This is a genomic window from Paenibacillus sp. FSL H8-0175, assembly GCF_045040615.1.
In the GTDB taxonomy this organism is placed as follows: Bacteria; Bacillota; Bacilli; order Paenibacillales; family Paenibacillaceae; genus Paenibacillus_AQ; species Paenibacillus_AQ odorifer.
Map to the genome: position 1 here is coordinate 6,023,467 of NZ_CP150299.1, position 26,235 is coordinate 6,049,701.

A 26,235-nucleotide genomic window follows, 5' to 3' on the forward strand; every position below is an offset into this window, starting at 1 on the left:
TTAGCAAGGCTCTTCGTTAGGTTTCCCTGCATCCGTAGCTGTCCGGAAGCTTGAACCGCAGCCGCAAGTTGCAGTAGCGTTAGGGTTGTTGATGGTGAAACCACCCGTCATGCCGGATTCTTCAAAGTCGATTTCGAGACCATCCAGGTAACGAAGGTTCTCCTTCTCCACAACCACTTTCATGTCTTGAATGTCCATATATACGTCCTGATCGGTTTCATTATCATCAAAGCCCATAGCGTACGAGAATCCACTACAACCGCCGGGCGTTACTCCAATACGGAGGAACATGTTCGGTACTTCTTGTTCAGCAAGCATCGCCTTTAATTGTTCTGCTGCCTTTTCACTAATATTAATCATGATCTCATCCTCCTACAAATTCGTCTCCCTTCATAAGCGGAAACTTATGTTTAAGGGACCTTCCGGCCAAAAGTTATTTCATAAAAATATAAGATAGTATAAGTGTTGCACCTATTCTTTATGTCTTATATTTCTCGCTTAAACGCTTATCAACTTTATAAGGATGCCAATGACGTTTATGCTTGATAAATTCAGTATAACCGACTATTCCGTTACCCTCAAGTCACAACTGCCTTAGGCATGACCCTTCACAGCAAAAAACACCATCAATATCAAGCTGTTGATACCCTTAGGAGAGTAGGTTTATAATAGGGAAGGCACTCTAAGTAAAAATTCGGAAATTTGTCACGGAGGCAAGCTCGCCTCTTTCTTTTTTAGAATGAACAGCTACCACTTGGGTACGTCTGGAATTTATCTTCGAGCAATCTGCTCGTAAACTTTCAGGAGGAAATCATAATATGTCTACTCTTTTTACCCCCCACACGGATGCCCGAATGGCGAACATTATTGATAAGGTTCGCAGCGGCGAAAGATTGAATTTGGAAGATGGCGTTTATTTATATCAAAGCAACGATTTACTTACCATTGGCCAGCTAGCGAATGAAGTCAATATCGCCAAGAATCACAATCGGGTATATTTTATCGAAAACATGAGTCTATATTTCACCAATGTTTGCGAATCGCACTGTGCATTCTGCAATTTCCGCAAAGATGATGGAGAAGAGGGAGCCTATACCCTTTCCGGTCAGGAAATGGTGCAATATGTCGAACAGCATATCCACCCAGGCGTACGTGAATTCCATATTGTTGGTGGCCATAACGACAAGGTTCCCTTCCAATATTATGTGGATTCTTTAAAAGCTTTGAACAAACGTTTCCCTGAGGTTACCTTAAAAGCCTACACTGCCGCTGAAATTGATTTTTTCACCCGTATTAGCGGTTTGAGTATTCGTGAGGTACTGGAACAATTGCGTGCTGCTGGACTGAAAACACTCACCGGTGGTGGTGCAGAAATATTATCCGACCAATATCGTAAAAAAATGCGTGTAGACAAAGCTAATGTGGAAGAATATCTGGAAGTCCATCGGACAGCACATCAGCTTGGGATGAAGACCCATACCACTATGCTGTACGGCTCCATTGAATCTCACGAAGACCGTATCCGCCATATGATGCAAATCCGTGATTTGCAGGACGAAACCAATGGCTTTATGGTATTCATTCCATTGTCCATGCAGCCTAAGAATAAAAACGCTGGCATCATGCGCCGCAACTCTGCTTATGAGGATCTGAAGACCATTGCGATCAGCAGATTGATGTTGGACAATTTCGATCACATCAAAGCGTACTTCATTAACATTGGCCCTCAGCTTACTCAAGTTGCGCTGAACTTCGGTGCATCAGACGTGCATGGCACAATTCTAAAAGAACGTATCAGCCACGCGGCTGGCGCCTTAACACCGGAAGGTCTGACTCGCGACGAATTGATCTGGCTAGTGAAAGGTGCTGGACGAATTCCTGTCGAACGTGACACTTTCTATAATGAGGTTAAGGTATACGAATAAGAAGACTACCTGAGATTTGTTATCCCATATTGGAAAGGAAGTTCGGTCAGCATGAGAACAATACTCGTTCTTGGCGGTGGCTACGGCGGCCTAGCCTTAATTCAAGAATTACTCAATAATCATCTTCCTCATGATGTTGAAATTATCTTAATTGACCGAATGCCTTATCAAGGAATCAAAACGGAATATTATGCGCTCGCCGCAGGTACCGTAACTGATTATCACCTGCGCATTCATTTTCCGGTTCACCCCCGGCTTACTGTCCGGTACGGTGAAGTGAGTTCCATTGATTTGGAGAGCAAAATAGTCAGTATGGAATCCGGTGAGATTGTATCTTATGATCTCCTAGCCATTGCTCTTGGCTGTACCGATAATTACCACAACATCCCTGGTGCTGATCAATATACCTGCAGCATCCAGACCTTTGCTGGTACTCGGGAAACCTACCGCCGTTTAAATGATGTGAAGCCTTACGGAACGATAAACATCGTAGGTGGAGGATTGAGCGGTGTTGAATTAGCCGCAGAGCTTCGGGAAAGCCGTCCAGACCTTAACATCGCTATTCTGGATCGCGGTGAACGTGTTTTGTCTGCCTTTCCGGCAAAGCTGTCACAGTACGTAGAGGAATGGTTTCATCACCATCAGGTGCAAACGCTGGGACGAATCTCTGTATCTCATGTAGAGAAGGATTCGATTTTTAACGGTACCGAGGAAATCCTTTCAGATGTGACAGTATGGACCGCAGGGATTCAACCTGTAAAAGTAGTTCAAGATTTGAATGTGTCGAAGGACCGCGGTGGACGGATTATGCTGGATGAGTATTATCGTATACCGGATTATCCTGAGGTATATGTGATTGGTGACTGTGCCAGTCTGCCATTCGCACCAAGCGCACAAGCCGCTGGAGCACAGGGTGAGCAGGTAGCTCAGGTTATCCAAGCGACCTGGCGCGGTGAGACTCCTAAGCTTCATCCTATTCGCCTGAAGGGTACTTTAGGGTCACTAGGAAAAAAAGCAGGATTCGGACTTATGGGACAACGCTCCGTCAAAGGACGGGTTCCCCGCATCCTCAAGAGCGGAGTGCTCTGGATGTCGAAACGCACTTTAGGATAAGCCTATAATGGTTCATAAGTATTAAAGGAAGCTACTCTCAGATAAACACGAGAGTAGCTTCCTTACGTTATTGGTGCGTATACCCTTCGGACTCAGATGACCTTATTCGCAAATTTTCAGCCTTTGAAGGAGAGTTTCGGACTCCAGTGAAGTTATTGCTTATAATGAGGTTCATTTATGCTGTTTTTCAGGTGAATAGTGACTATGGGGTCCGATAGCAATCCAAATGTAGGAAAACACTCAATATAAGGTCGCCTGAGTCCGGTGGCACCTTCACGGTAGCCCCTGCACTCTCCAATATATTGCCTAATCGATCAAATTGGTGGATTTTGTTCAAGTAAGGTTCCAAAAAGAGGGAGCACTCCATAATTTAGATTATGGAGTGCTCCCTCTTTTTTTCTCGAGAAATTTAGTCAAGATCTATATTAAACCAAGCCTCAAGCTCTTTGATCTTGGCCTCAATTTTCTCTTCGAGCTCTGCAACAGTGTCTGCTGCAATAATGTCACCTTCAACCATGGCGAAAGGCATTAAATAACACTCTCCACAATTGTTCAGACATCCGTATTCAATAACATCATAATCTGGATTTTCCTCCAGCTTATGCATTAGCTTGTCTGTTCCGTGACCCATGTTGCTGGAACAAAATTCAATAATTGGTCTCATGATAATCTCCCTATTCCGCCTAACCATTTTATTTTTTAACTTTTTGTACTATAATGAACTTACGAAAGGAGTGATTGAGAAATGAGTGAGAATGCACAAAGCACCGAAATGTATGATGAAGTACTAGAAGTGCTGGATAAGCTTCGTCCGTTCCTGCAGCGCGATGGCGGTGACGTAGAACTGGTCGATGTGGAAGACGGCATCGTTAAGTTGAAACTTATGGGTGCCTGCGGCAGCTGCCCAAGCTCCACGATCACCTTGAAAGCCGGGATTGAACGCGCCCTCCTTGAAGAAGTAGAAGGCGTTGAAGAAGTAGTTCAAGTATTCTAAATCCCGTTCAATAACCCTCCCGATTCTCCTGTATAGGAGATCGGGATTTTCTTATTATAGAGGATTTAACATTCTCTCACAACCTTAGAACATAAAACCCGCAAGCCAACTTGGCTGCGGGTTCTTGTTATGACTATAGACGAATTTAGCTTCATTCCTTAAAACGCTGGAATGATCGCACCTTCGTACTTTTCTTCAATGAAAGCTTTAGCTTCTGGAGAATTCAGGGCAGCAACCAGCTTTTTAATGGCTTCGGAATCTTTATTGTCTTGACGGGTTACCAAAATGTTAGCATAAGGGGAATCTACACCCTCGATGAACAATGCATCTTTAGTTGGCACAAGACCAGCGTCTAGTGCAAAGTTCGTGTTGATCAAAGCAAGGTCTACCTCATCCAGTTGACGTGGGAGCATAGCAGCTTCCAACTCAATGATGTCGAGATTTTTCTTGTTTTCAGTGATATCTGCTTTTGTTGCAGCAATGTTTGTATCATCTTTCAAGGTAATCAGACCATTTTTTGCAAGTAGGATTAGTGCACGGCCACCGTTAGTAGCATCGTTCGGAATGGCAACTTTTGCACCATCAGCCAACTCATCGATCGATTTGATTTTTTTGGAATAAGCTCCAAAAGGTTCAACGTGAACGGATGCAACAGAGACCAGGTCGGTTTTATTATTTTTGTTTTGGTCATCCAGATACGGTTGGTGTTGGAAAAAGTTAGCGTCTAACTCCTTCTCATCAAGCTGCACGTTAGGTTGAATATAGTCAGTGAATTCTTTGATTTCAAGTGTAATTCCATCTTTTTCAAGCAATGGAGCAATAGCCTTCAAAATTTCAGCATGAGGAACAGGTGAGGCACCAATCACCAATTTTACTGGATCTTTAGTAGGTTCACTTGTTGCTTCTGCGTTTGGTGCTGTTGTAGCAGCCGAGCTCCCAGCATTATTAGATGCATTGTTGTTACCGCAAGCCGCAAGCACCGCAACCAGTGTCAGGCTAAAAAATGTAAGTAGAACTTTTTTCATTGTAAATCCCCCTCTAATCTATATTTTGTATTGAATAAGGATATATATGGATGTACCTTATTTCCGTGTGTAATGTTTTACGAGTCGGTCACCGGCCATTTGTAGCAATTGCACCAGTACGACAATAAATATTATAGAAACAATCATAATCTCCGTCTCATAGCGGTGGTAGCCGTAACGAATCGCCAAGTCACCTAATCCGCCGCCCCCAACCATACCAGCCATTGCTGTATAGGAGACCAGTGTAACCAGTGTGATCGTAACTCCAGCGAGCAGACCTGGACGAGCTTCTGGCAAAAGAACACGCATAACGATTTGGTTCGTCGATGCTCCCATACCTTGTGCGGCTTCGATGACTCCGCGGTCTACCTCTCTTAACGACGTCTCTACCAAGCGGGCAAAAAACGGAGCTGCACCAATCACCAGAGGTGGAATCGTACCGAGTACACCAATGGAGGTTCCAACAACGGCTTTGCTGAAAGGAATTAGAGCCACCATCAAAATGATAAAGGGTACGGAACGTAGAATATTTACAAGTAATGATAAGACCGAGTAAGTTACTCTGATTACTATACTATTCGATTTCCCCCATAAATACAATAGAATTCCGAGTGGTAAACCAAGAATAATTGTGAACAATCCGGAAAAAAATATCATTTTTATAGTAGCAACCGTAGCATCCATCATTTCTTGCCAATTTAGATCTGCAAAATTCATTACGAAATCACCTCCACATCAAGGCCTTGAGCAATTAGCCTGGAGATCGTTACAGCAATCGCCTCAGCTGGCCCTTCGAACCGCACAATCATCTGTCCATAAGGCACATCTTTAATCGTTGAGATGGTACCATGTAAGATTGCAAAGCTTACACCCGTATCACGCACGACATCGGATAGTGCCGAGCCGTATGTTTTTTCTCCGAAAAAAGTAATTTTGACAGCTTTAGAGTTATCCCCGGCAGCAGCATCAAGCGCCACTCGAAGAGGTCCTTCATTCTGTGTCTCACTGCGAATGAAATCGCGTGTAACCTCATGCTGCGGCTTGAGAAATACCTCTGTAACTTTGCCTTGCTCAACAATCCCACCACCATGAATGACCGCGACACGGTCGCAGATGCTCTGGATTACATGCATTTCATGTGTGATCAGCACAATGGTCAAATGGAATCTTTTATTAATATCGAGCAGCAGCTTAAGAATGGAATCCGTTGTCTGGGGATCAAGCGCAGAAGTGGCCTCGTCACACAGCAGCACATCAGGGTCACTGGCTAGTGCCCGGGCGATGCCGACCCGCTGCTTTTGTCCTCCAGATAACTGAGAAGGAAACTTATCTTTATGTTCTTCAAGCCCAACTAGAGCGAGCAGGTCTTTGACTTTTGTATCAATAGCTGTTCTAGATGTACCTGCAAGGCGCAGTGGAAAGGCAATATTATCGTATACGGTCGCCGAAGACAGCAAATTGAAATGTTGAAAAATCATCCCAATCTTGCGCCGCTGTTCCTGCAGCTGACCTTGGTTAAGACTGGTTAGCTCAACACCGTCTACCCAGACCTCTCCTTCTGTCGGACGTTCCAACAGATTAATGCAACGGATCAATGTACTTTTCCCGGCTCCAGAGTGGCCGATGACTCCGAATATTTCACCTTTCTCGATGGACAGATTCAATCCAGAAAGTGCTGTTGCCGCATTACTCCCTTTTCCATAAACCTTTGTTATCCCTTTTAGATTAATCAACTCTCGTCGCCCCCCCTTTATACTTCACTTATTCTATACAAAAAAACCTCCAACGATCGATGCAGATCGCAAGAGGCTCTGTGGGTTTATTAAGACAATGCCTTCTCATCTGCCAACGACCGCAACCTGCGCCATTGTAGGAATTAGCACCATGACATTTGTACAACGCTTCCCGCGCTGGTTACAAATCGGTTGCCGGGCTTCATCGGGCCTATCCCTCCGCCGCTCTCGATAAGATAAAGTTATGAAATTATATTTTTTCTGAAATCGTACATACTTTAATGCAAGCATAAGTATAGTGAGTTTATCTATTTTTGTCAAAAGGAAATATATTGAACAATTACGATTTTATGCTCTTTACCTTGCTTATTTCCTTACGCAGCTGTTCATTGCTGTAGCTAAATGCCGCGATTAATGTCTTACAGTTCATTTCGAGCGATTGTTTTAAATCCTCAAGATGGCTATCCAGATCCTCGAGCTGAATTTTGTCATGCAGACCTTGGTGCCGCTGCCACAAATCATCCTGCATTTCGGAATTCATATAATGAATTTCAGCATTTCTGCGCTTGCGTAAATTCTCCAATGGATCGCGGTAGGAGTTCTTAATCTCTTCCAGTTGATCCGCTAATGCAGGATGCACATTCAATAATTGAAGCTGACGCAGCACTGTAAAGTAAGAAAAGTGCGTTTTTAATTTGGATGTTTTGAGATCATAAAAATGATTCAGTACCGTCCCAAGCTTGTCCAGAAGAGAGAAAACCCGGATAAAGCCATCTTTATAAAAATAAACATAACGTGCATAATCACCCTGTTCCACCGGTGTCATATCATCCATATAACCCGCAATCACTAATTTCCGGTAAAAAGCGGCCGCGAACCAACTTTGCTCCAGTTCATCCAGAGAGGAAATCAGCCCACGTGTCCAAATCTCCAGCTTGCGGTATTCATGGTCATTATCCTCATGGGCACTCATTTCCTTGCGCAGCAATGCTGCAAAAGTGGCCATATTCTCCATCGCATCAGCCAACACACCGCTGTTCTTTCGAGGCGGCTCTCCAAGTAATACCCGCAGCATATCCCAGTCCTCCTAAAGTTTTGTTCAGCGTCTGCTTCCATGGACTGCTTCGTACAAAACTCGCGACGTAAGCATCGGCCAATCAGCTCCACGATATACCGATTTCCACTTTATTATTCCGCGGGTGAAGCACCTCTATCCACGGAGGGAATGTTCTACCAAGGCGGTGGAATCATTGGGCTCGTTACATTTTTTCCAGACACGACACTACTCGCGCGATTTAGCTGCCAGACTCTTACACTCATATAACATAAGACACCAAACAAACTGGCAATCAGCAAAATATGAGCCAAAGCGGCAAATATGTACAGCCTTTCATTATCTAGAGTGTAAACCACAGCCGCCCCACTAAATACCTGCATCAAGCATAACAGCACTGCAGCTATACCCAGCGCTCTAAGCTCTGGATAATCCTTATGTTTCCAAAATGCTAAATGCCCAAGCAGCGCAGTAAGCATGAATAAGATTAAAGCCGCAATCCGATGCGTAAAAACAACACCTACACCTCCGGAAAGCTCCGGAACCCATTCTCCATTACAAAGCGGCCAACCCGTACACCCGCCTTGTGAATCCGTATGACTTACAAAGGCTCCAATATACACGACAATATATGAATAGATGGCAGTAAAACAGGTTAAATTGCGAAAAGCCTTACTTACGGGCTTCTTTTGAGCCTCCAGCTTATGATCATATTCACGTGCTTCATGCCATCTCTTGGTTCCAAGAGCCAACATCATAGCGCTTGAAAAGGCGATCAAAGAAAAACCCATATGCAACGCCATTACAGCGGCGGATTGGGATTTAATTACTGCAAGCGCTCCCATACCACCTTGAACGATGACGAATACTAAGGTCATAAATGCATATCCCAGCAAATCGCGCCGCGTACGAGCATAACGCCAAAAAGCAAACATCGAGGCAAGTGAGAATAACCCTGCCAAACCGCTAAACAAGCGATGGGTGTATTCAATCATCGAGCCTATAGTATAAGCCGGAATTAATTTTCCATGACAGAGCGGCCATTCATTTCCGCATTCCAAGCCCGATCCAGTCTTCGTCACTACCGCTCCTCCGAGTACAGCGAGGAACATGATAAGGCAAGTAAGATAACTAAGCCATTTCAACTGATTTGTCGTCAAAAATATCACCCGCAGTTTTTAGTAATGAAGAAGCAGCCAGACTTATATTTCAAAAAACCACCGCTTTGCACAAACAGGCGAAAGCGGTGGTTCCTTAGGAATTACTTTTGAAGGCTTTGATGCACTTGGACCGCTTTATCAAGGAAATTCTCAATCTCTTCACGGGATTTGCGCAATTTATTAACGAATCTAACCAATTCCCGCCCATCCGAATATGCGACGAAGCTTGGAATACCCATAATATTTTGTTCTTGACTAACATCGCCCACGGCATCAACATCTACCTCAACCAGTGTAAGGCGGTCTGCATAAGACTGCTCTACCTCTGGGATAAAAGGATCGATAAATTTGCAATCCGAGCACCAGTCAGCCTTGAAGATGGCCACTGTTAATCGAGGTGATTGAATGGCTACCTGAAATTCAGCAGGAGAACTAATTTTGTCCATGATTTACTCAGTCCCTTCTTCAATATCTGTCTATTTTCTACTCTTTAAGTGAAGCAAAATGCAGTGTAGAAGTCAAACCTATTCTCTCATACGAACACGTGCAGGCTGTAACTTCATCAGCGGATTCAATAATTTTTGCAGCGCCCGCGGATAACTGGAGATTTCCTGTTTAGTCAGCACGCCCAGCACAATAAGCAGTACTAGATAAATAACAACAACAGCGGCTCCTACAACAAGACAAGTGATCAGAAACGCCAAACGTGCAGGCATCAGATCTGTTAACAGAATCCCAGCCTCATTCAAGCCATAACCAATCCCGCCGGACACAAGTACCGCAATCACGAAACCGCCCCAACGCTTGCCCATAATTTCAAAAGGCACAATCGATTTCAGCATACGTAAGTTAAGCAAAGTAATGACCACGAAACAAAGTGCTGTTGCACCGATGATTCCGTAGATGCCAAATACCTTACTAAGTAATAAGCTTGCCACTAATTTTACAATAATACCCGCTAACACATAATACATGGAAATTCGCGATTTGCCCATACCTAACAAAATAGAGTTCGTTGTCATCATCGTAATCTGAAAGATCGTTCCTAAAGTAAGCATGGCTACGATACCACTGCCATCTAAACTACTGAATAAGAGGCCATTAACTGAATATGCAGCAACTACGAGTGATAGAACAATCGGTGCTCCTGTTAAAATAGAGATACGAAGTGCTAACGTCACTTGCCCTTTTAGATGTTTTTCATCCCGACGGGCATATGCAGCTGAAATAATTGGTATTAGTGAAGTGCTCAGTGCTATAGAAAGAACCGGCGGAATCCCGGCGACACTCTGTGCCCGACTCCCGAAAATACCCAAAGCACGTGTGGCATCAGCTACACCAACTTGTCCACTCAGTAACGGTACAATTAAAGATGTATCAATAAAGTTCACTACTGGAACCGTAACTGAAGATAGAACGATAGGAATGGATAATTTAAATATATCCTTATAAATTCCAAATAGAGGAAGCTTTGCTTCATTCGTTTCGTATAACGCAGTTTGCCCCTCACTACGCCGTAATTTCATAGCGTAATAGAGCATTACACCAAAAGCACCAACACTACCAAATACACTACCGAATGATGCTCCAGCAGCCATCCAAGTGTTGTCGTACCCTTTTTGTAACAATACAAATGCCAGAAGAACAGCTGTAGATACCCTCGCGATCTGCTCCACAATTTGAGAGATGCCACCAGCCATCATATTATTCCGCCCTTGAAAGTACCCACGCATCATTGCTATAGAAGGGAAGAGTAGGAGTGCCGGAGCTATGGCCCGGATCGCCAAAGTACTTTCAGGAACTTTTGCATATTCTGCATAATAAGGAGCACCTATGTATAACAATGCGCTCATAATTACGCCAACTACAACACCAAACATTAATGCCGCCCGATACACCTGTTGAGCTTCATTTGGCCTATTCAGTGCATAACGCTCAGATACCATTTTACTTAATGTACTTGGAATCCCTGCTGTAGCCAGCGGTAATAACATCAAATAAACTGTGTTTGCCTGCGTAAATGAAGCATTACCAACATCATTAAATAAATGCTCCAGCGGCACCCGCTGGACAAGCCCGAGTACCCTTGCCACCAAAGCTGCAGCAGCAAGGATAAGCGTGCCTTTAACAAAAGACTCTTTCTTGGACAAACTCTTTCCCCTTCTTCACTGTTAAATTAAAACCGGGCGACCCATATAAAAAAGAGGACGACCATAATTACCTGCAACACGATTTTGACCAAGGTGCTGCTAAATAAGCCGAGTATGGAGCCAACACTTACCTTAGCAGCTTTAGACGGGGAAGATCCCACAATCAATTCTCCAATAAAAGCCCCTAGAAATGGTCCAATGATAAGACCAAAAGCTGGAATAACAAAAGGTCCCAAGATCAGCCCGATCGTGCTCCCGATAATCGATGAACGTGAGCCGCCAAATTTTTTGACACCCCACGCTCCTACAACATAATCAGCAACAAAAAGAACTACAACGATCAGTGTTTGAATAATCCAGAACCAAACCCCAAAGGGCTCAAAAGAAAAGAACCAGCCGTATACAAAAAAGGCAAGATAGATCGCTAACGCACCCGGCAGTATAGGATACACAGCCCCTGCCAATCCTACAGCAAACAAAACAATGATAAGAATCCAACCCAGGATCGTCAATTTCTTAACCTCCTACTAGCATAATGCTCCATGGATTCACTTCGCAGTACTGCTTTTATTATTTGCTGCCTACAGAGGCTGCAGCTTCGGTAAAGATATACTTTTGGATGACCTCAGCAATCCCGTCTTGATTATTGGTCGCCACCACAACGTCAGCCTCTTGTTTAACCGTCTTTTGCGCATTGCCCATGGCAACCCCAAGCCCAGCCTGCTGGATCGCCGCCAGATCGTTAAGGCTGTCGCCCACAGCTACAACTTGCGACATTTCTATTCCCAGCAGCTTGCAGACTTCCTTTATTCCTGCTGCCTTATTCACGCCTAGAGGATTAATCTCCAGATTGTGCGGAGAAGAGTTCGTAATCTCCAGTCCACCCATATCTTGAAGACGAAGCAACAGCTTATGACGAAGCTCATCATCTTCAGTGTGATAACCGAACTTAAGCCATTCTCTACCCGTTACATCCCCATCCCAGTTATCCTGTTTAAGAACTTCGTCCAGAGAATAAGCCCAGAACCAGATGTCATCTGCTTTTGCAAGATCATACATTTCTTGTACCAGCTTGGGATCCATTAGTGATCTCCGGTATATTTCATGTGGCGCTCTCCACACCTCACTGCCGTTCACAGTGATCATCGGTGTCTCTAAACCTAGCTGCTCTGCATAGGGTAAGGCACTTACAAATGCTCGGCCTGTCGACAGACAGACATGAACGCCTGCGTTGACCGCCTTTTGAATCCATTCCACCGTTGTGGGTGTAATTATCTGTTCATCATTCAGTAGGGTTCCATCCATATCCAATGCAAGCAGGCGGTATTTGGCAATCATTTGCCACCCCTCCATTCTTGTATGCTCTCATTTGAGAAGCTGTTTATTTTTTAAATCTTAGCCATAGGGTCAGAGTTACTCGGTACCTGTAGTCTCTCCCTCCTTCGCATTATCATTAGTATTATTGCCAGACTGGAGACTTTTCTTTGGAACTCCATCAAGGCCATATTCCCAATCATAGGCATCAAATATTTTACGTGCGACTGGTGCCGCACTTTGTGAACCAAAACCACCTTCAGGGATTACAACCGCCACAGCCAACTTAGGATTATTACGTGGAGCATATGCAATAAATACCCCATTATCGCGAATTTCACCCTTAGCTACTTGCTGAGAGGTTCCCGTCTTACGGGCAAAGTCATAAGGGAAATCAGAAAAAGCACTAACTTCACTTCGCATCCCCTGCTTAATTTCATTCCAGTAGGACTTATCGAAGTTTGTTACTTCATCGAGCACCTCACGTTTAAACTCTTTGACTATATTTCCATCTGCATCAGTAATCTTGCTAACCAATTGAGGTTTAATCCGCTGTCCTTCATTAGCAAGTGTTGTAACATACTGCGCAAGCTGCATTACTGTATAACTTCCTTGTTGTCCGAAAGAGGCATAGACCAGTGCGGACTGCGCACTACCAGCAGCTTCTATATTGGTATAGTTTCTTTGACCCAAGAATTCATTTGGCAGGTCAATTCCCGTAGATACACCAAGGCCGAACTCTTTCATATAGACATCCCAGATGTCTATCCCTTTGCTTTTATATTTGTCATACAATCTTTTACCGACCATATCGACCATAAATGCATTCGAGGATTTCTCAATGGCTCTAGCAGGATCCAAAGAACCATATACGTGGTTAGAAGAGTTTCTTACCTTCGTTTCATGCCCAGACTTACCAAAAGTCGCAAAACCTCTATCCTGATAATAAGAAGAAGTTGAAAACAACCCTTCATTCAGGCCCACGAGTACACTCAAAGGTTTAATCGTTGAACCTAGAAGCAATACAGATCTTAGTCCGTTCCCTGAGGTTCCCGAAGAAATAGGAGTTATCGTACCGTTCTGATAGTTATCCATAATACTGTTCCAGACATCTGCAGATAAAGAACCCGTTGTCCAAACATTCGTATCATAGTCAGGCATACTCGCCATAGCAACAATATTGCCAGTATCTACTTCCATCGCTACTGCATATCCCGTTAAAGCATTCGGATGCGTTCTGCCTTGTACGGTATTAGAGTGCAACCATTTGAGCTGATCTGTTATCGCCTGTTCTGTCTTCATCTGAACGTTCTTATTAATTGTTGTCCAGATGTCATTTCCTTTGACAGGCGGAACGACACGCTCAATTTTCTCCGCCATATTCTGTGGATTGACGGAAATTTCCTGATAGCCGTTTTGCCCGCGAAGCTCACGCTGATATTTCAGCTCCAGCCCATCGAATCCAACAAATTCATCATCCTTATACGTTAGCCCTGGCTCCGGATTGTTTTTCATAGCACTTAGAATGTTTTTATAAATATTAAGACTGTTCGCGGATTTGAAGGGTTTGATATAACCAATCGTCTGTACAGCAACCGTATCTTTATCGTAATGACGAATGCTCTCCTCGACAATCTCAAGCCCCGGATATTCTCCTTTATGTTCCATGAAATAAGCAACTTCTTCAGTAGTCAGATCAGCCTTAATTCGCCGTGCCATAAAGCCAAGTGATTTACGGAAATATAAATCCAACGCATCAATTACATCTTTCTCCGTCATCTTCTCTGCATTTGGATCCCCATATTTATTGAAATCAGCTACCAGCTTGGCTGCCAATGCATCAGACTTGGCCTTAGCCTCTGGGGTCAGCGTTGTTTTACCGGTGACTTTATCTGTTTCCTTAGCCGTATACTCTTTATTGAGTGTGATATACAGCGATTGAACAGGTGTGGAATAAGCTAGCTTCTCACCACCTGCAGCGTATATAACCCCTCTCATGGAAGCTAACGGTACATTTTTAGTATCTCTACTCGTCTCTACCTCAGTTAAAGTTGGGCCTTCCACGAACTGCAGAACAGCTAGTCGGATGATGATTACGCAAAATATAACGAACGTGCTAAAGAAAAACACGTTGAGTCGCAGGCCGATGGAACTTTTGCTGCTGGTCTCGTCAGGAGGTGAGGCCTGCTTACGGAAAAAACTCACAGTTTGTCTCTCCTTTTTCTCTAATTTAAGCTTATTGTTCTTGAACGGGATCTGCCACAGGTGGAATATTCTTCTTCGGAACCCCATCCAGCCCATATTCCCAATCATAAGCATCAAAAATCTTACGGGCAACCGGAGCTGCACTATTGGAGCCAAAGCCGCCTTCCGGAATCACAACCGCTACAGCCAGCTTCGGATTCTCACGTGGAGCAAAGGCAATAAAGACCCCGTTATCACGGTTTATATTTTTTCTATCCGTTTTTTCAGAGGTTCCTGTCTTACGGGCAAAATCATAAGGAAAATCGTCAAAAGCACTAACTTTACTGCTCATTCCCTGTTTGATTTCTCTCCAGAACGATTTATCAAAGGTTACGCTATTAAGCACTTCTTTTTTAAATTCCTTAACCACCTTACCTTGCGCATCCGTAATCTTACTTACAAGCTGCGGTTTAATTCGCACACCTTCATTTGCAAGTGTAGTAGCATACTGGGCAAGCTGTAATGTAGTATAACTGCCTTGCTGGCCAAAAGATGCGTAGACGAGCGCGGCTTGTGAGCTCCCTGCAGCCTTGAAATCTGTATAGTTAATCTGACCTGGTGATTCACCGGGAAGACCACTTTGTGTTGACACACCCAGTCCGAACTTTTTCATATATTCGTCCCAGACCTCTACACCTTTATCCCCCAGGTATTTCTTGTATAGTTGCTTTCCGACCATATCTACCATAAATGCGTTAGAGGATTGCTTGATAGCATCAGCCGGATACAATTTTCCATAGACGTGACCTGATGAATTTCTAACCGATGATTTATCATCCTTACCGAAATAGGTAATTCCCACATCGGGATAGGTGCTCGAGGTGTTAAAAAAACCTTCATTTAAACCAATTAATACACTTAACGGTTTAATGGTCGATCCCAAGAATACAAGTGAGCTAAAATCATGACCCGATCTCCCGGAAGAATTCGAGGTAATTGTACCATTCAGATGATTATTCATAATTTTATTCCAGACAGATGTAGGCAGCGAGTCCTTTGTCCATACATTCGAATCGTAATCAGGCATACTCGCCATAGCGACAATATTCCCAGTCTCTACTTCCATTGCTACTGCATAACCTGTTAAAGCATCAGGATGAGTTTCGCCTTGAACAGCATTGGTGTGCAGCCATTTAATCTGATCCAATATGGCCTGTTCAGTCTTCATCTGAACATTCTTATTAATGGTCATCCAAATGTTATTGCCTTTTACAGGGGGAACGGTCTGTTCTACCTTCTCCGCCATATTTTGAGGAGTGACCGAAATGACCTGATAACCATTTTCTCCGCGCAGTTCGCGTTGATACTGCATTTCCAGACCGTCAAATCCTACATATTCTTCCGTTTTATACATAAGTCCCGGTGAAGAATTGTCTTTCATTGCACTACGAATATTTTTGTACATCGCTATGTCTTCGGTTGATTTAAAAGGTTTACCAAAACCCACCGTCTGCACAGCTACCGTATCTTTATCGTAGTGGCGTACACTTTCTTCCACAATGGTAATACCTGGATATTCATCCTTATGTTCCATGAAATAAGCTATTTCTTCTGAAGTTAGCCCTGCTTTTATACGACGCGGTACATAACCCAGATACTTTTTAAAGTCCAGATCAAGTAAATCCAGCACGTCCTGCTGCGTTAACTTAGGGGCATCTGCACTTCCATATTTCTCAAACTCCGCTACTAATCTTGCTGCAAGGTCATTAGACTTATTTTTCGCTTTTTCCGTTAGTGAGGTTTCACCCGTTACTTTATCGGTAGTTTTAGCTGTATATTCCTTATTTAGGGTAAGATAGAGCGACTCAATAGGTGTAGAATAGGCTATCTGCTCACCCCCGGCAGCAAAAATAATCCCTCGCATGGCTGCCAGCGGAACAAACTTCGTATCCCGTTTGATCTCTTCTTCTGTCAGCAAAGCTCCCTCAGTAAACTGCAAACCTGCAAGACGCACAATAATGATACAAAAAATAAAAAAGGTGCCAAAGAAAAACAGATTCAATCTCAGACCTACAGAATGTTTCGAAGATTTCCCGTCCGCAGGCGGGAGCTGCTTCCCAAAGCTCACCAGCTTTCTTCCCTTCTATATAAAAATAATGTCTGAATTGCCTTAGCCAGCGACATTGCTCTTATAATGAAGGTGATTTCTAAGAAGCTGATTGTGAGCATTGCACTCGCATTTGTGTTAGAGCGGTTGGTATGAGTTTATTGTACCACACGGAAGGAGTGCGGCGCCCTCACTCAGAGTGCGTTCTCCCTAATATGCGTATCGTCAAAATCCTTCGGATTAAACCAATCCCCACTGCTCGCCCAAGTGGGATCCAATGGAATCCAAGCTTGCCGGTCACTTATATAAACTTCATTCCAGGCATGTGCGCCATACCCGCCTCGACCATCATAGCCTTGACCCGTTACAACGCGCACCAGCAATCCTTGGGAGCGGGCCATTACAGCGTAAAGACGTGCATAATCAATACATACCCCTATGCGTGTGTCGAAGGTATCCTGCGGGGTCTGTTCATGCCAAATTCTATTTTTTTCATAATTTTCCGCTTTGGCGTAATCATAAGTTACTCGTGTTCCTACCCAATCATACAGTAGTCTGGCTTTCTTCTCGTCTCCTTGCGCTTGTCCAATAATATCTTCAGCCGCACCCACAATATCTTGTGGAATGTCATGATCAATAACTTCATATTTTCTGCGCAGGATATCATTCATCTCAGCTGCAACGGTCTTCGTCAGAATAGGCAGCTTTTTCTGCACTGTCTCCCCAACAAAGGGCTCAAATACAGCGGCAGCGCTTTGACTGTAGATCGGAGAAGATTCAACATAACGGCTAAATTGACTTTCTGGATTTAGGCCAACACAAATGAAGAGAGCAAGCACAATAATTAAACCACGAGTCAAACCTATAATTAATCCTATGATAGCTCCGCCCATACGGCTTACTTGCGTAATCTTTCTGTCCTTAAATGTCTTGGTGCGCCGTAGCTGATGGAATGGGAGCAGCATAGACAACAATCCCAGAAGCATGCGAATTAAGATATAAGAGAGCAATAACAACAATAGAAACCGCACCAGCGGCGATTCCGCCAGCACAGACACAGCCGTATAATAAATTTGCTGCCACTGGGTCAGCTGTTTATCAGGCAGACTTATTCCTGCTGCCCAAGTCTGTACATGAGGATTGAGATAAGCCGCAGCAGGAATGGCCAGCACCAAAGAAGCTATTGTATACAGTCCTGTTCCCAGCAGACCGAATAATCTTCCGGTAGCACTTGAGAACCCTCTGCTCCAGCCTTGCAATAGTGAAAAGACTACTACCAGCAGGAGGGCGATGGAGATGATATTTGCATCACTCAGACTAGTCAACCAACCGTTTATCATATCCAATCTCCCCTTTCAGTCGCCCGCTTGCTTGTTTTGATAATGATTTAAACTGAAGCCGTTTATTGATGTTTCCGAGCTTCCTCGATAAATGTTTGTGTGGTATCAGTAATACTCCACTTCCCAAGACTAACTCCGCGGAAAGTAACCTCTACCTTATCTTCGCCAGTAGTACCTTTCACTTCAATATTCGGAGTTGTAATCGTAAATGTTCCGTCACCATTTGAAGTGTACTTCGCATCCTGCGCCTCTTTAAGCATAACCTCTTGTGCTTCCTTCTTCACCGTACTTACCGTTCCATCTGCCACCTTATTCACAGCGTTACCAATTTGGTCCATTGTCACACCACTATAGATGAATAGACCTACAACGATAATAATGACAATCGCCCATTTCAACATCGTTTTGACCAAATTAACAACCGCGAACAACAGAATGAGCGCAATAACAATAACTAACCAATTCTCTCTAATAAACTGTGACCACACCTCTGGATCCATCAACCTCACAACACCCCTATCACCTAGTTTCGTCCTAAGGATTATCTCCTCTATAGACATGACGCCAATATTAATTATTATACATGAATGCCCATCATAATTCATGGTTCCACAGCCAGAGAAAGGTATACCTGCTTATAGGAATTAAAAAAGCGGTATAAGCCCTCTCTGTCCCACGTAAAGTACAAGTAGTTGCTTGAATTTGATCTTCTTAAAATCCGCCTTCCTGCATTAATCTTTATTGTAGGTGGCTCTCGGAGGTGTTTCCCTGTGAAAACTGCGCTGTGGCTGTACCTGTTTCTTTTTCTGGCGTTTTTTGATTTACATGCACAGTATCCTATTCTAACGCCCTTTGCCATCTCTCTTGGTGCGGGACCCGCCTTTATTGGCTGGATGATGGGTATGTATTCGTTAACCCATCTTCCTGGCAATTTGCTCGCAGGCGTACTCGTCGATCGTAATGGCAGCCGCCGCTACATCGTCTTTAGCCTTGTTACTGCGGGAGCCATTCTACTGCTGCAGGCTCATGCTCAGCTTCCGTGGCATTTGCTGATGCTACGAGCAGCAAGCGGGTTCGCGCTCGCCTTCCTCTCTCCAGCGTGCATGACCTTGCTGGCTTCATTATCATCTGATGCTACTGAGCAGGGGAAATATATGTCCGGACATGGTATCGTTCATACCTTAGCTTCAGTGGTATCCCCGGCAGCGGGGGCCTTTATCGTAGCTAAAGCTGGCTATTCCGGCACCTTCACCACATTGGGATGGCTGCTTATCGCTACAGGCATCATGGCTTTTTTCAGTGTACCGGCGCCTGCCCGGCGTTTAGTGCGCCCTGTAAACTCTGCAGCACCTCCTTTAAAAAAACAGGATCTTCCTTCGGTCCCTATATCCGATGCCAATCCAGTTTCCAAACGTTATTATCTGCTGCCTTTTTTCGTTTCTTGTTCACAAGGGGTTCTGTTCTTTGAACTTCCTCTATCTCAGACCGGAAGTAATAGCATTGTTTCCACAGGAATTCTTTTATCGCTCCTTAGCTTAGGGGCTTTGGTAACACTCAGTTTGTTCTTCCTGAACCGCTTTTCCCCAGGAGGAAGAATAGCCGTGGCCTTGCTAGGTATGGCCCTTTGTTTTTTTGCGCTCGCCTCACTTCACAGCATTCCCGCTTCCGTTATTCTCTTTATGCTGGGTGCAGCCAAAGGAATATTATTTCCTGCAATGGCATCGCTCTTTATTAGTCTAGGTGGACCGGGACGTATGGGACGCACCTTCTCCATGCAGTCGATAGCCATGTCACTAGGCGCATTCGCAGGCCCTGTGGCCGCAGGACAATTAAGAGCCGTTGTTTCACCTTATTTCATTGCCTTTCTATTGCTGATGGTTGCACTATTACTGCTTCCGCCAAAAAATTCAACCAAACTGTCTACCTACTCTTCCAAATGGAATGGGCGGGCCGCATGATTTATTGTTTTTACGACATTTCCCGGGGAATGAAGATTTTCCTGTAGAAACAGTTGTTAAAACTGCTCCTCCTTCGGTAAACTATAATGAGTCTGTAAGTTCAGACTTCATTTCCGGAGGTGATTGTCAGCAAATGTCCATTACGATTATTGTCGAAGGCAAAAACGATCGCAGCAGATTACGACGCGTGCTGGTACCGGAAGTCGAAATCCTCTGTACCTTTGGTACATTAAATACGCTCAAACTCGAGTCCCTGCGACAAAAAGTAGGAGATGGAGAAGTATATCTTTATATGGATAACGACAGTTCAGGCAAAAAAATACGCGGGATTCTCCGCGATGCCTTTCCCGATGCTGGTCACATCTATACACGCCGGGGTTATGCCGGAGTGGAAGGCACTCCAGATGAATACAATATTAATCAGCTTGAAAAAGCGGGTCTGGAAGAGTTCATCATTTACCCTGAACCCATTCCTTTTTGATTCGCGATATATTGCCTAAGAAATTAAAAACGCCTTTTTCGTTATCCTTCAATAAATGGGATTCGAAAAAGGCGTTTCTGTTATGCGGTTATGTTCTATTCACGAGCCAATTCATTCAGCCTATCGGCAAGAAATTCAGGCGTTATGTTATCCGTATCCCCTGCGTCATACAATGCACGGAGACGATTGTCCCGATCAACCAATGCTATGCGATTGGCATGTACGAAATTTTCTTTACTATTCCCTGCAATTAGTACTTTAAAAGAATCAGTTGCCAGCTTACGAATGACTTCCTGATCCCCCCGTAAGAAGTACCAACCCTTATAATCTGTCTGGAAACGGTCCGCAAAGCTTTTAATGGCTTCACGCGTATCATTCTCTGGATCAAAAGAAATGGAGACGAACGCCGTATCTTTTCCAAAGCTGCCATCGTCGACCAGAATTTTCTGCGTCTGAGATAACAGAAACGTAGTTATAGGACATACATCCGGACATTGTGTGAAAAAAAAGTATACCAGCCGCGCCTTACCTTGTGTATCAGCCAGAGTAATCTGGTCTCCATCCACATTTTCAAGTGAAAAGTCCTGCACTTCTCCGATTACCGGCAGTTTTTCTTTTCCTAAATTCAAAGAATTAACTACCAGATAACCAGCCATTACCAAAGCAAGCAATAGTAGAATCCAGGTCCATTTATAACGCTTAAAGGTCTGCACGGACAATAATACCCTCCCTCTTCTTAACCGTGAATCGTATTCAATACAAGTACGATCAAACTTACCGTTAGGTAGTTAATGGAGAAGAGGAAGTTCTTCTTCGCCCAGACTTCGTCATCTTTTGCTGCAAAGCCCATCAAGGTTATGATTAACCAAGCCAGGGACAGCGCTGTTGAAATCACCAGATAAAAAATGCCTGCATAATCGTAGGCGTACATTAACACTGGAATAGGCAGCAACAGTGCTACATAAGGAATCATTTGAAACTTCGTACGACGTGTTCCTTTGACTACAGGCAGCAGCGGAAATCCAGCGGCTCTATATTCTTCTTTACGTCTAATCCCGAGTGCCCAGAAATGGGGAGGTTGCCACAGAAACAACATCGCAAACATCAGCCAAGCCCCTAGATCAACTGTTCCCGTAACTGCAACGTAGCCAATTACCGGTGGCATAGCTCCAGAGATCGCACCTACTGAAGTGCTCCATGTTGATGTCCGTTTCAACCAAAGGGTGTATACTACAACGTAAACGAACATCCCTACAATCCCGAACAGACCGGCTAAAACTCCGGAAAAAGCAAACAGTACAATCAAGCCCGCAATCCCTAGCCCAATAGCATACAGCAATACGGTTTTGGGTTTCAGTCGTCCTGTAGGAAGCCCCCGATCGCGCGTTCTTTCCATCTTCATGTCCAGGTCACGGTCGAAATAGTTATTAAAAACACAGGCCGAAGCCATAACCAGCATTGTACCGAGCAGAGTCAGAACTAATCTGCCGTATTGAACATCCCAACCTGAAGCCAGCCAATATCCTGCAAAGGCAGCGATGAGGTTAGATCGGATAATACCGGGTTTTGTTACGGTAATGAAATCACGCCAACTTGCACCTTCCGGTGGAGATTTTGCAGACATAGCTGCAGAATCGGAAGAAGCTTGAAATGTTATATGATTATCCACACCAAATGATCCTCCTTCTAAACGAACTTCTAACGTTCTAGCCGAAGCACTAAATAGACTTCGCTGTTAACTTTATCATATCAAACCCGAGGAGACTTTGACAGTCATGGCACAGTATGTTCATGAATTTGACAATTACGTGACAATATTTATTTCCAGCCCGTTAATAACCTAAGCTGTATTTGGGTAATTATTAATAATGTACTTCCGAACAACAAAGGAGAACTGACCAATGGACACCGCTACACATTTAGTTATGGGCATAGGGTTAGCCGGACTTTCATTCGTAGATCCTGTCGTTGCTTCTGACCCTAAACTGGCCGGAGCCGTTATGCTGGCTACGATTTTAGGCTCACAAGCTCCTGATGCCGATACCGCATTAAGACTGAAGGACAATGCAATATATATTCGTAATCACCGGGGAATCACACACTCCTTGCCTTTTCTAATTTTGTGGCCCGCTCTGATTGCCCTAGTCTTAGGGCCTCTGTTTGGATTTACTGATTTGGCAGCTTTAAGCCATGTTGCACTCTGGGGTTTCATAGGCGTAGGCGTGCACGTCTTCTCTGATCTGTTTAACACCTATGGAACCCAGGCCGCCCGTCCATTCACTGAGAAATGGATTGCCTGGAATATCATCCACATTTTCGATCCATTTATTTTTGGCAGCCATATCGCAGCTATTCTACTCTGGATCACTGGGATTGTGCCGCCCAAACCTTTATTTATTACGCTTTATGCCTGTACCATTCTTTATTATATTTGGAGAACGATTGTTCATGCCCGCCTTACACGAAACATCAAGCTTAAAGATATACACCATAATGCTGGCGAACGTTATATTGTAATCCCTACAATTTCACTTAAACGCTGGAACGTAGTTAAAGTGAAAAAAGACGGCAGCTATGACGTTGGGCAGCTACTGAACAACCGTCTGGAATGGTTCAAACATGCGGTCTGCTCAAATCATCCCGCTGTGGAAATATCCAAGTCGCATCCAGATATTCAGTCCTTTCTATATTTCACCTCTTATGCGGTTGCCGAAGTAGAGGAGCTTCCTTCAGGATATATGGTGCGCTGGGGAGACGTTCGTTATTTACACCGCAAACAATACCCTTTTGTGGCTGTATTAATTATGGATAACCAATATAAACCTTTAAATACTTATGTAGGCTGGCTTAGCAGTGATAAGCTCGACAAACGATTTTCCATCGACCCTGGTTCTTTACGATGAAACTGTAGACTTACTGAGAGATCTATTCTATAATCACAAAAAATCCCGGAGTATTTTATAATACTCCGGGATTCATTTTAGCAGACACGGAAAGGAAGGCTCTTAATGGGTAAAGGACTCTCACTTTGGTTCGCTTGTTCTTCTATTCTTATTCTCACTGCCGCTTCAATCGCGATCAGCTATAGCTTCTGGCTGGCACTTCTGCTTGGTTTTCTTTGCGTAATGAATATTGGCTGGGGATTTATCCTCAAAGCCAGAATTAGACGCAAACAGGAAAGCTTAAGCTCTGACTAAGATTAACGAGCTGGCAGAAAGCCCATCCGCTCTTTTACGCCATTCAACGTCTCAGCTGCAACAATACGTGCACGTTCAGCACCTTCAGCAAGAATATCAGTGATCGCACCTGAACTGCGAATTTCATGATATCTTTGTTGCAAAGGCTCAAGTGTGGATACAACCACTTCCCCAAGATCCTTCTTAAAGCCACCATACATTTGTCCTTCATAACGATCGGCAATTTGCTGGAGGGACATCCCAGAACATTCCGAGTAAATACTCATCAAGTTACTAATCTCTGGCTTGTTAGCCGGATCAAAGATCACTTCACGTCCAGAATCAGTCGTTGCGCGGCTGATTTTTTTACGGATCACATCCGGCGAATCCAACAGGGCAATATAGCTGCCTGCATTCGGGCTGCTCTTGCTCATTTTTTTAGTGCCATCATCCAGAGACATAATGCGTGCGCCCACTTCAGGGATATACGGTTCAGGAATCGTAAAGAATTCGCCAAAACGGTTATTGAATCGGCCCGCTAAATCACGGGTCAACTCCAAGTGCTGCTTCTGATCTTCACCTACTGGCACAAGATCCGCATTATAAACAAGAATATCTGCTGCCATTAAAGAAGGATATACGAATAGGCCCGCGCCAACTGAATCCTTACCTGATGATTTATCTTTGAACTGTGTCATACGCTCAAGCTCGCCCATTGCCGTTAGCGTAGTCATGATCCAGCCCAATTCCGCATGCTGAGGCACATGAGACTGCATATATACATTCGAACGCACAGGATCAATTCCTGCCGCGATAAAGAGTGCAGCTACAGCTTCAGACTGCTCACGCAGTGCCGCAGGATCTTGAGCAACGGTGATCGCATGCATATCGACAACCATAAAGAAACATTGATGATCGTCTTGCAGCTTCACAAAATTTTTCAGCGCTCCGATATAGTTACCCAAAGTTAGAGAACCGCTCGGTTGTATGCCTGACATTACTTTTTTCAACATAATATAGACCTCCGTTAGATGTAATTTCCGATTTCCGAGAACGCAAAAAAAGCCTCATCCGCAAGGGACGTGAGACCGTGGTGCCACCCTTATTCGCTGCTTAACCTTTGTATAGTCAAAGGGAAACAGCCTTAGTCTTCCGTTAACGGGGAAGATCCGGCCGGTCTACTAGGGCATCTTGCTCCCGTTCAAGCGCGGCGCTCAGGGGTCCATTCATCAGGAGTGTCCTACCGGTTCGCATCAACCACCGGCTTTCTGAAGGTGCATTTCCTGTCTACTTGTCCCCGTCATCACATTCTCATCATAATTTAATGCCTTCATCATAGAACCATAAAGAGAAGTTGTCAAATCACTTAACCACTTCCGCATAAATCTGTTATGATAAGGTTATCCATGTTCTATTCGATTACAGTTACGATAAAGGAGCATATCTCATGAAACAGGTGACCAAAGGGCAGTGGGGCGGTTATGATACTTATATTTTGCACAGCCGCGAACTGGAAGTCACGCTTTTGCCGCGACTAGGAAACAACGTGATTTCATTGTTTGATGTAAAAGAACAACGGGAAATTCTGCGGCGGCCTGATGAAAGCGATCAAGCTTTCTTTATGCAAAAACCTTACCATTTTGGCATCCCGCTCTTAATTCCACCCGGAAGAATTCGTAAAGGAAAATTTCAATTCGAGGGTACAAGTTATCAATTTGACCAGAATACCGCTGGTGACAATCATATCCATGGTCTACACCGGACTCAATCCTGGTGTGTCAGCGATATTGAAGAAGACGAGGACGGTTGTGCAGTCACTACTGAATTCCTTACTGAAGATGATCCGCACTGGATGGAGCAATTTCCCATTCCACTCAAATTCGAAATGACATTCAGGCTTCAGGATGCCCGGCTCAGCCAGACTTTAAAGGTTACAAATCTCGGCGATCACCGTATTCCCTTTGGGATCGGTTATCACACCTGGTTTATGATCGATGGAGAACCTGAACGCTGGAATCTCAAGCTGCCCGTAAACAGCATTTATGAACTAAACGATGAATTGCTCCCTAGCGGCAATCTAATTCCACTTGGTGATCTAGATTCACTAAACTCTGGAATCAACCTCCAGGGAACTAATTTTGATACTGCTCTACGTATTGGTGACAAGCAGCCCGTAGAAGCCTTGCTATTACGCGATGATGGTTATGGTCTTCGTTATACAGCTGACGAGAATCATTTCCGTCACTGGGTCCTGTATACCAAAGGACCGGCCGATCAATTTCTGTGCATCGAACCTTACACCTGGCTCCCGGATGCTCCTAACGTTTCAGATGACCCTTCCTTCACGGGCTTGCTGAAGGTAGAACCAGGTCAAAGTCTTGAGCTGTCCACTATGCTGGAAATGATCTATCCCGAGAATTAAAGCAGATATACATTATATCGGTCTTCCCTTGCGTTTACGTAAGAGAAGGCCGATTTTTTGTGCGAGCTTAGTTATTTAGGCTTTCCTACCCTTACTTTT

Annotated in this window: 26 protein-coding genes, 1 riboswitch and 1 other annotated feature; of the genes, 8 read left to right on the forward strand and 18 right to left on the reverse strand. The window is 44.2% G+C overall.

Going from position 1 to position 26,235, the window contains the following annotated elements:
• Positions 1-360: an iron-sulfur cluster assembly accessory protein gene (locus MHH46_RS26710; protein ID WP_036685235.1), complete on the reverse strand. Its 360-nt coding sequence runs from the start codon at positions 358-360 to the stop codon at positions 1-3.
• 458 nt (positions 361-818) lie between these two features.
• Between MHH46_RS26710 and mqnE the strand changes: the two genes are divergently transcribed.
• Both mqnE and MHH46_RS26720 read left to right on the forward strand, forming a co-directional pair.
• Positions 819-1,925, forward strand: coding sequence for an aminofutalosine synthase MqnE (gene mqnE, locus MHH46_RS26715; RefSeq protein ID WP_076193369.1), 1,107 nt, complete (start codon positions 819-821; stop codon positions 1,923-1,925).
• Between the two features lie 51 nt (positions 1,926-1,976).
• A complete protein-coding gene (locus MHH46_RS26720; protein ID WP_076099373.1) occupies positions 1,977-3,038 on the forward strand; it encodes an NAD(P)/FAD-dependent oxidoreductase in 1,062 nt (353 codons plus the stop codon).
• 409 nt (positions 3,039-3,447) lie between these two features.
• On the opposite strand, the gene MHH46_RS26725 is transcribed toward MHH46_RS26720, so the two are convergent.
• On the reverse strand, positions 3,448-3,702 hold the full coding sequence (locus tag MHH46_RS26725) for a YuzB family protein (RefSeq protein WP_036685247.1): 255 nt from the start codon (positions 3,700-3,702) through the stop codon (positions 3,448-3,450).
• Between the two features lie 81 nt (positions 3,703-3,783).
• On the opposite strand from MHH46_RS26725, the gene MHH46_RS26730 reads away from it, so the two are divergent.
• Positions 3,784-4,032 carry a NifU family protein gene (locus tag MHH46_RS26730; protein WP_036685249.1) on the forward strand — a complete coding sequence of 83 codons (249 nt, stop codon included), beginning with the start codon at positions 3,784-3,786 and terminating at the stop codon, positions 4,030-4,032.
• Between the two features lie 158 nt (positions 4,033-4,190).
• On the opposite strand, the gene MHH46_RS26735 is transcribed toward MHH46_RS26730, so the two are convergent.
• From MHH46_RS26735 to MHH46_RS26795, 13 genes are all read right to left on the reverse strand, one after another.
• On the reverse strand, positions 4,191-5,057 hold the full coding sequence (locus MHH46_RS26735; protein WP_036685252.1) for a MetQ/NlpA family ABC transporter substrate-binding protein: 867 nt from the start codon (positions 5,055-5,057) through the stop codon (positions 4,191-4,193).
• Positions 5,058-5,114: 57 nt separating this feature from the next.
• A complete protein-coding gene (locus MHH46_RS26740; protein WP_370510542.1) occupies positions 5,115-5,744 on the reverse strand; it encodes a methionine ABC transporter permease in 630 nt (209 codons plus the stop codon).
• Between the two features lie 29 nt (positions 5,745-5,773).
• Positions 5,774-6,790 carry a methionine ABC transporter ATP-binding protein gene (locus MHH46_RS26745; RefSeq protein ID WP_076193371.1) on the reverse strand — a complete coding sequence of 339 codons (1,017 nt, stop codon included), beginning with the start codon at positions 6,788-6,790 and terminating at the stop codon, positions 5,774-5,776.
• A 102-nt stretch (positions 6,791-6,892) separates the two neighbouring features.
• Positions 6,893-7,028: riboswitch (SAM riboswitch) on the reverse strand.
• Between the two features lie 102 nt (positions 7,029-7,130).
• Positions 7,131-7,865, reverse strand: a complete 735-nt coding sequence (locus MHH46_RS26750; protein WP_076127978.1) for a Cthe_2314 family HEPN domain-containing protein — start codon at positions 7,863-7,865, stop codon at positions 7,131-7,133.
• Positions 7,866-8,020: 155 nt separating this feature from the next.
• Positions 8,021-9,013, reverse strand: a complete 993-nt coding sequence (locus tag MHH46_RS26755; protein ID WP_405132537.1) for a COX15/CtaA family protein — start codon at positions 9,011-9,013, stop codon at positions 8,021-8,023.
• 92 nt (positions 9,014-9,105) lie between these two features.
• Positions 9,106-9,450 carry a thioredoxin family protein gene (locus MHH46_RS26760; protein ID WP_076127982.1) on the reverse strand — a complete coding sequence of 115 codons (345 nt, stop codon included), beginning with the start codon at positions 9,448-9,450 and terminating at the stop codon, positions 9,106-9,108.
• A gap of 78 nt (positions 9,451-9,528) precedes the next feature.
• Positions 9,529-11,154: a polysaccharide biosynthesis protein gene (locus tag MHH46_RS26765; protein WP_076127983.1), complete on the reverse strand. Its 1,626-nt coding sequence runs from the start codon at positions 11,152-11,154 to the stop codon at positions 9,529-9,531.
• Positions 11,155-11,180: 26 nt separating this feature from the next.
• The gene (locus MHH46_RS26770) at positions 11,181-11,666 is read right to left on the reverse strand and encodes a DUF456 domain-containing protein (protein WP_038573189.1); all 486 of its coding nucleotides are present in this window, start codon (positions 11,664-11,666) and stop codon (positions 11,181-11,183) included.
• A gap of 58 nt (positions 11,667-11,724) precedes the next feature.
• Positions 11,725-12,492 carry a Cof-type HAD-IIB family hydrolase gene (locus tag MHH46_RS26775; RefSeq protein WP_036685270.1) on the reverse strand — a complete coding sequence of 256 codons (768 nt, stop codon included), beginning with the start codon at positions 12,490-12,492 and terminating at the stop codon, positions 11,725-11,727.
• Positions 12,493-12,567: 75 nt separating this feature from the next.
• A complete protein-coding gene (locus tag MHH46_RS26780; protein WP_076193375.1) occupies positions 12,568-14,673 on the reverse strand; it encodes a penicillin-binding protein 2 in 2,106 nt (701 codons plus the stop codon).
• Positions 14,674-14,704: 31 nt separating this feature from the next.
• Complete coding sequence (locus tag MHH46_RS26785) at positions 14,705-16,780, reverse strand: penicillin-binding protein 2 (RefSeq protein WP_256717221.1); 2,076 nt, start codon at positions 16,778-16,780, stop codon at positions 14,705-14,707.
• A gap of 173 nt (positions 16,781-16,953) precedes the next feature.
• On the reverse strand, positions 16,954-18,099 hold the full coding sequence (locus MHH46_RS26790) for a transglutaminase domain-containing protein (protein WP_076193379.1): 1,146 nt from the start codon (positions 18,097-18,099) through the stop codon (positions 16,954-16,956).
• A gap of 62 nt (positions 18,100-18,161) precedes the next feature.
• On the reverse strand, positions 18,162-18,599 hold the full coding sequence (locus MHH46_RS26795; RefSeq protein WP_076127990.1) for a hypothetical protein: 438 nt from the start codon (positions 18,597-18,599) through the stop codon (positions 18,162-18,164).
• Positions 18,600-18,869: 270 nt separating this feature from the next.
• On the opposite strand from MHH46_RS26795, the gene MHH46_RS26800 reads away from it, so the two are divergent.
• The gene (locus MHH46_RS26800) at positions 18,870-20,057 is read left to right on the forward strand and encodes an MFS transporter (RefSeq protein WP_076127992.1); all 1,188 of its coding nucleotides are present in this window, start codon (positions 18,870-18,872) and stop codon (positions 20,055-20,057) included.
• 133 nt (positions 20,058-20,190) lie between these two features.
• Positions 20,191-20,538: a DNA primase gene (locus tag MHH46_RS26805; RefSeq protein WP_036685586.1), complete on the forward strand. Its 348-nt coding sequence runs from the start codon at positions 20,191-20,193 to the stop codon at positions 20,536-20,538.
• 95 nt (positions 20,539-20,633) lie between these two features.
• Here the strand turns inward: MHH46_RS26805 and MHH46_RS26810 are convergent, their stop codons facing one another.
• Positions 20,634-21,251 (reverse strand): SCO family protein, encoded by a 618-nt coding sequence (locus MHH46_RS26810; protein WP_143762762.1) that lies wholly within the window; start codon positions 21,249-21,251, stop codon positions 20,634-20,636.
• A 23-nt stretch (positions 21,252-21,274) separates the two neighbouring features.
• The gene (gene cyoE, locus MHH46_RS26815) at positions 21,275-22,207 is read right to left on the reverse strand and encodes a heme o synthase (RefSeq protein ID WP_036685285.1); all 933 of its coding nucleotides are present in this window, start codon (positions 22,205-22,207) and stop codon (positions 21,275-21,277) included.
• A 232-nt stretch (positions 22,208-22,439) separates the two neighbouring features.
• On the opposite strand from cyoE, the gene MHH46_RS26820 reads away from it, so the two are divergent.
• Positions 22,440-23,441 carry a metal-dependent hydrolase gene (locus tag MHH46_RS26820; protein WP_076193381.1) on the forward strand — a complete coding sequence of 334 codons (1,002 nt, stop codon included), beginning with the start codon at positions 22,440-22,442 and terminating at the stop codon, positions 23,439-23,441.
• Between the two features lie 105 nt (positions 23,442-23,546).
• Complete coding sequence (locus MHH46_RS26825) at positions 23,547-23,735, forward strand: hypothetical protein (RefSeq protein WP_036685291.1); 189 nt, start codon at positions 23,547-23,549, stop codon at positions 23,733-23,735.
• 2 nt (positions 23,736-23,737) lie between these two features.
• Here the strand turns inward: MHH46_RS26825 and trpS are convergent, their stop codons facing one another.
• Positions 23,738-24,724 carry a tryptophan--tRNA ligase gene (gene trpS / locus MHH46_RS26830; RefSeq protein WP_036685592.1) on the reverse strand — a complete coding sequence of 329 codons (987 nt, stop codon included), beginning with the start codon at positions 24,722-24,724 and terminating at the stop codon, positions 23,738-23,740.
• A 63-nt stretch (positions 24,725-24,787) separates the two neighbouring features.
• Positions 24,788-25,027: a binding site (T-box leader), on the reverse strand.
• A gap of 134 nt (positions 25,028-25,161) precedes the next feature.
• Between trpS and MHH46_RS26835 the strand changes: the two genes are divergently transcribed.
• Positions 25,162-26,136: an aldose 1-epimerase gene (locus tag MHH46_RS26835; protein WP_076184767.1), complete on the forward strand. Its 975-nt coding sequence runs from the start codon at positions 25,162-25,164 to the stop codon at positions 26,134-26,136.
• Positions 26,137-26,235 lie beyond the last annotated feature (99 nt).

Excerpts from the sequence above, each read along its gene's own strand:
- MHH46_RS26825 (WP_036685291.1), top strand. The coding sequence starts at position 23,547 with ATGGGTAAAGGACTCTCACTTTGGTTCGCTTGTTCTTCTATTCTTATT.
- MHH46_RS26740 (WP_370510542.1), bottom strand. The coding sequence starts at position 5,744 with ATGATGGATGCTACGGTTGCTACTATAAAAATGATATTTTTTTCCGGA.
- MHH46_RS26775 (WP_036685270.1), bottom strand. The coding sequence starts at position 12,492 with ATGATTGCCAAATACCGCCTGCTTGCATTGGATATGGATGGAACCCTA.
- MHH46_RS26835 (WP_076184767.1), top strand. The coding sequence starts at position 25,162 with ATGAAACAGGTGACCAAAGGGCAGTGGGGCGGTTATGATACTTATATT.
- MHH46_RS26735 (WP_036685252.1), bottom strand. The coding sequence starts at position 5,057 with ATGAAAAAAGTTCTACTTACATTTTTTAGCCTGACACTGGTTGCGGTG.
- MHH46_RS26795 (WP_076127990.1), bottom strand. The coding sequence starts at position 18,599 with ATGGATCCAGAGGTGTGGTCACAGTTTATTAGAGAGAATTGGTTAGTT.
- MHH46_RS26725 (WP_036685247.1), bottom strand. The coding sequence starts at position 3,702 with ATGAGACCAATTATTGAATTTTGTTCCAGCAACATGGGTCACGGAACA.
- MHH46_RS26805 (WP_036685586.1), top strand. The coding sequence starts at position 20,191 with ATGTCCATTACGATTATTGTCGAAGGCAAAAACGATCGCAGCAGATTA.
- MHH46_RS26750 (WP_076127978.1), bottom strand. The coding sequence starts at position 7,865 with ATGCTGCGGGTATTACTTGGAGAGCCGCCTCGAAAGAACAGCGGTGTG.
- MHH46_RS26760 (WP_076127982.1), bottom strand. The coding sequence starts at position 9,450 with ATGGACAAAATTAGTTCTCCTGCTGAATTTCAGGTAGCCATTCAATCA.
- MHH46_RS26790 (WP_076193379.1), bottom strand. The coding sequence starts at position 18,099 with ATGATAAACGGTTGGTTGACTAGTCTGAGTGATGCAAATATCATCTCC.
- MHH46_RS26730 (WP_036685249.1), top strand. The coding sequence starts at position 3,784 with ATGAGTGAGAATGCACAAAGCACCGAAATGTATGATGAAGTACTAGAA.
- MHH46_RS26710 (WP_036685235.1), bottom strand. The coding sequence starts at position 360 with ATGATTAATATTAGTGAAAAGGCAGCAGAACAATTAAAGGCGATGCTT.
- MHH46_RS26720 (WP_076099373.1), top strand. The coding sequence starts at position 1,977 with ATGAGAACAATACTCGTTCTTGGCGGTGGCTACGGCGGCCTAGCCTTA.
- mqnE (WP_076193369.1), top strand. The coding sequence starts at position 819 with ATGTCTACTCTTTTTACCCCCCACACGGATGCCCGAATGGCGAACATT.
- MHH46_RS26820 (WP_076193381.1), top strand. The coding sequence starts at position 22,440 with ATGGACACCGCTACACATTTAGTTATGGGCATAGGGTTAGCCGGACTT.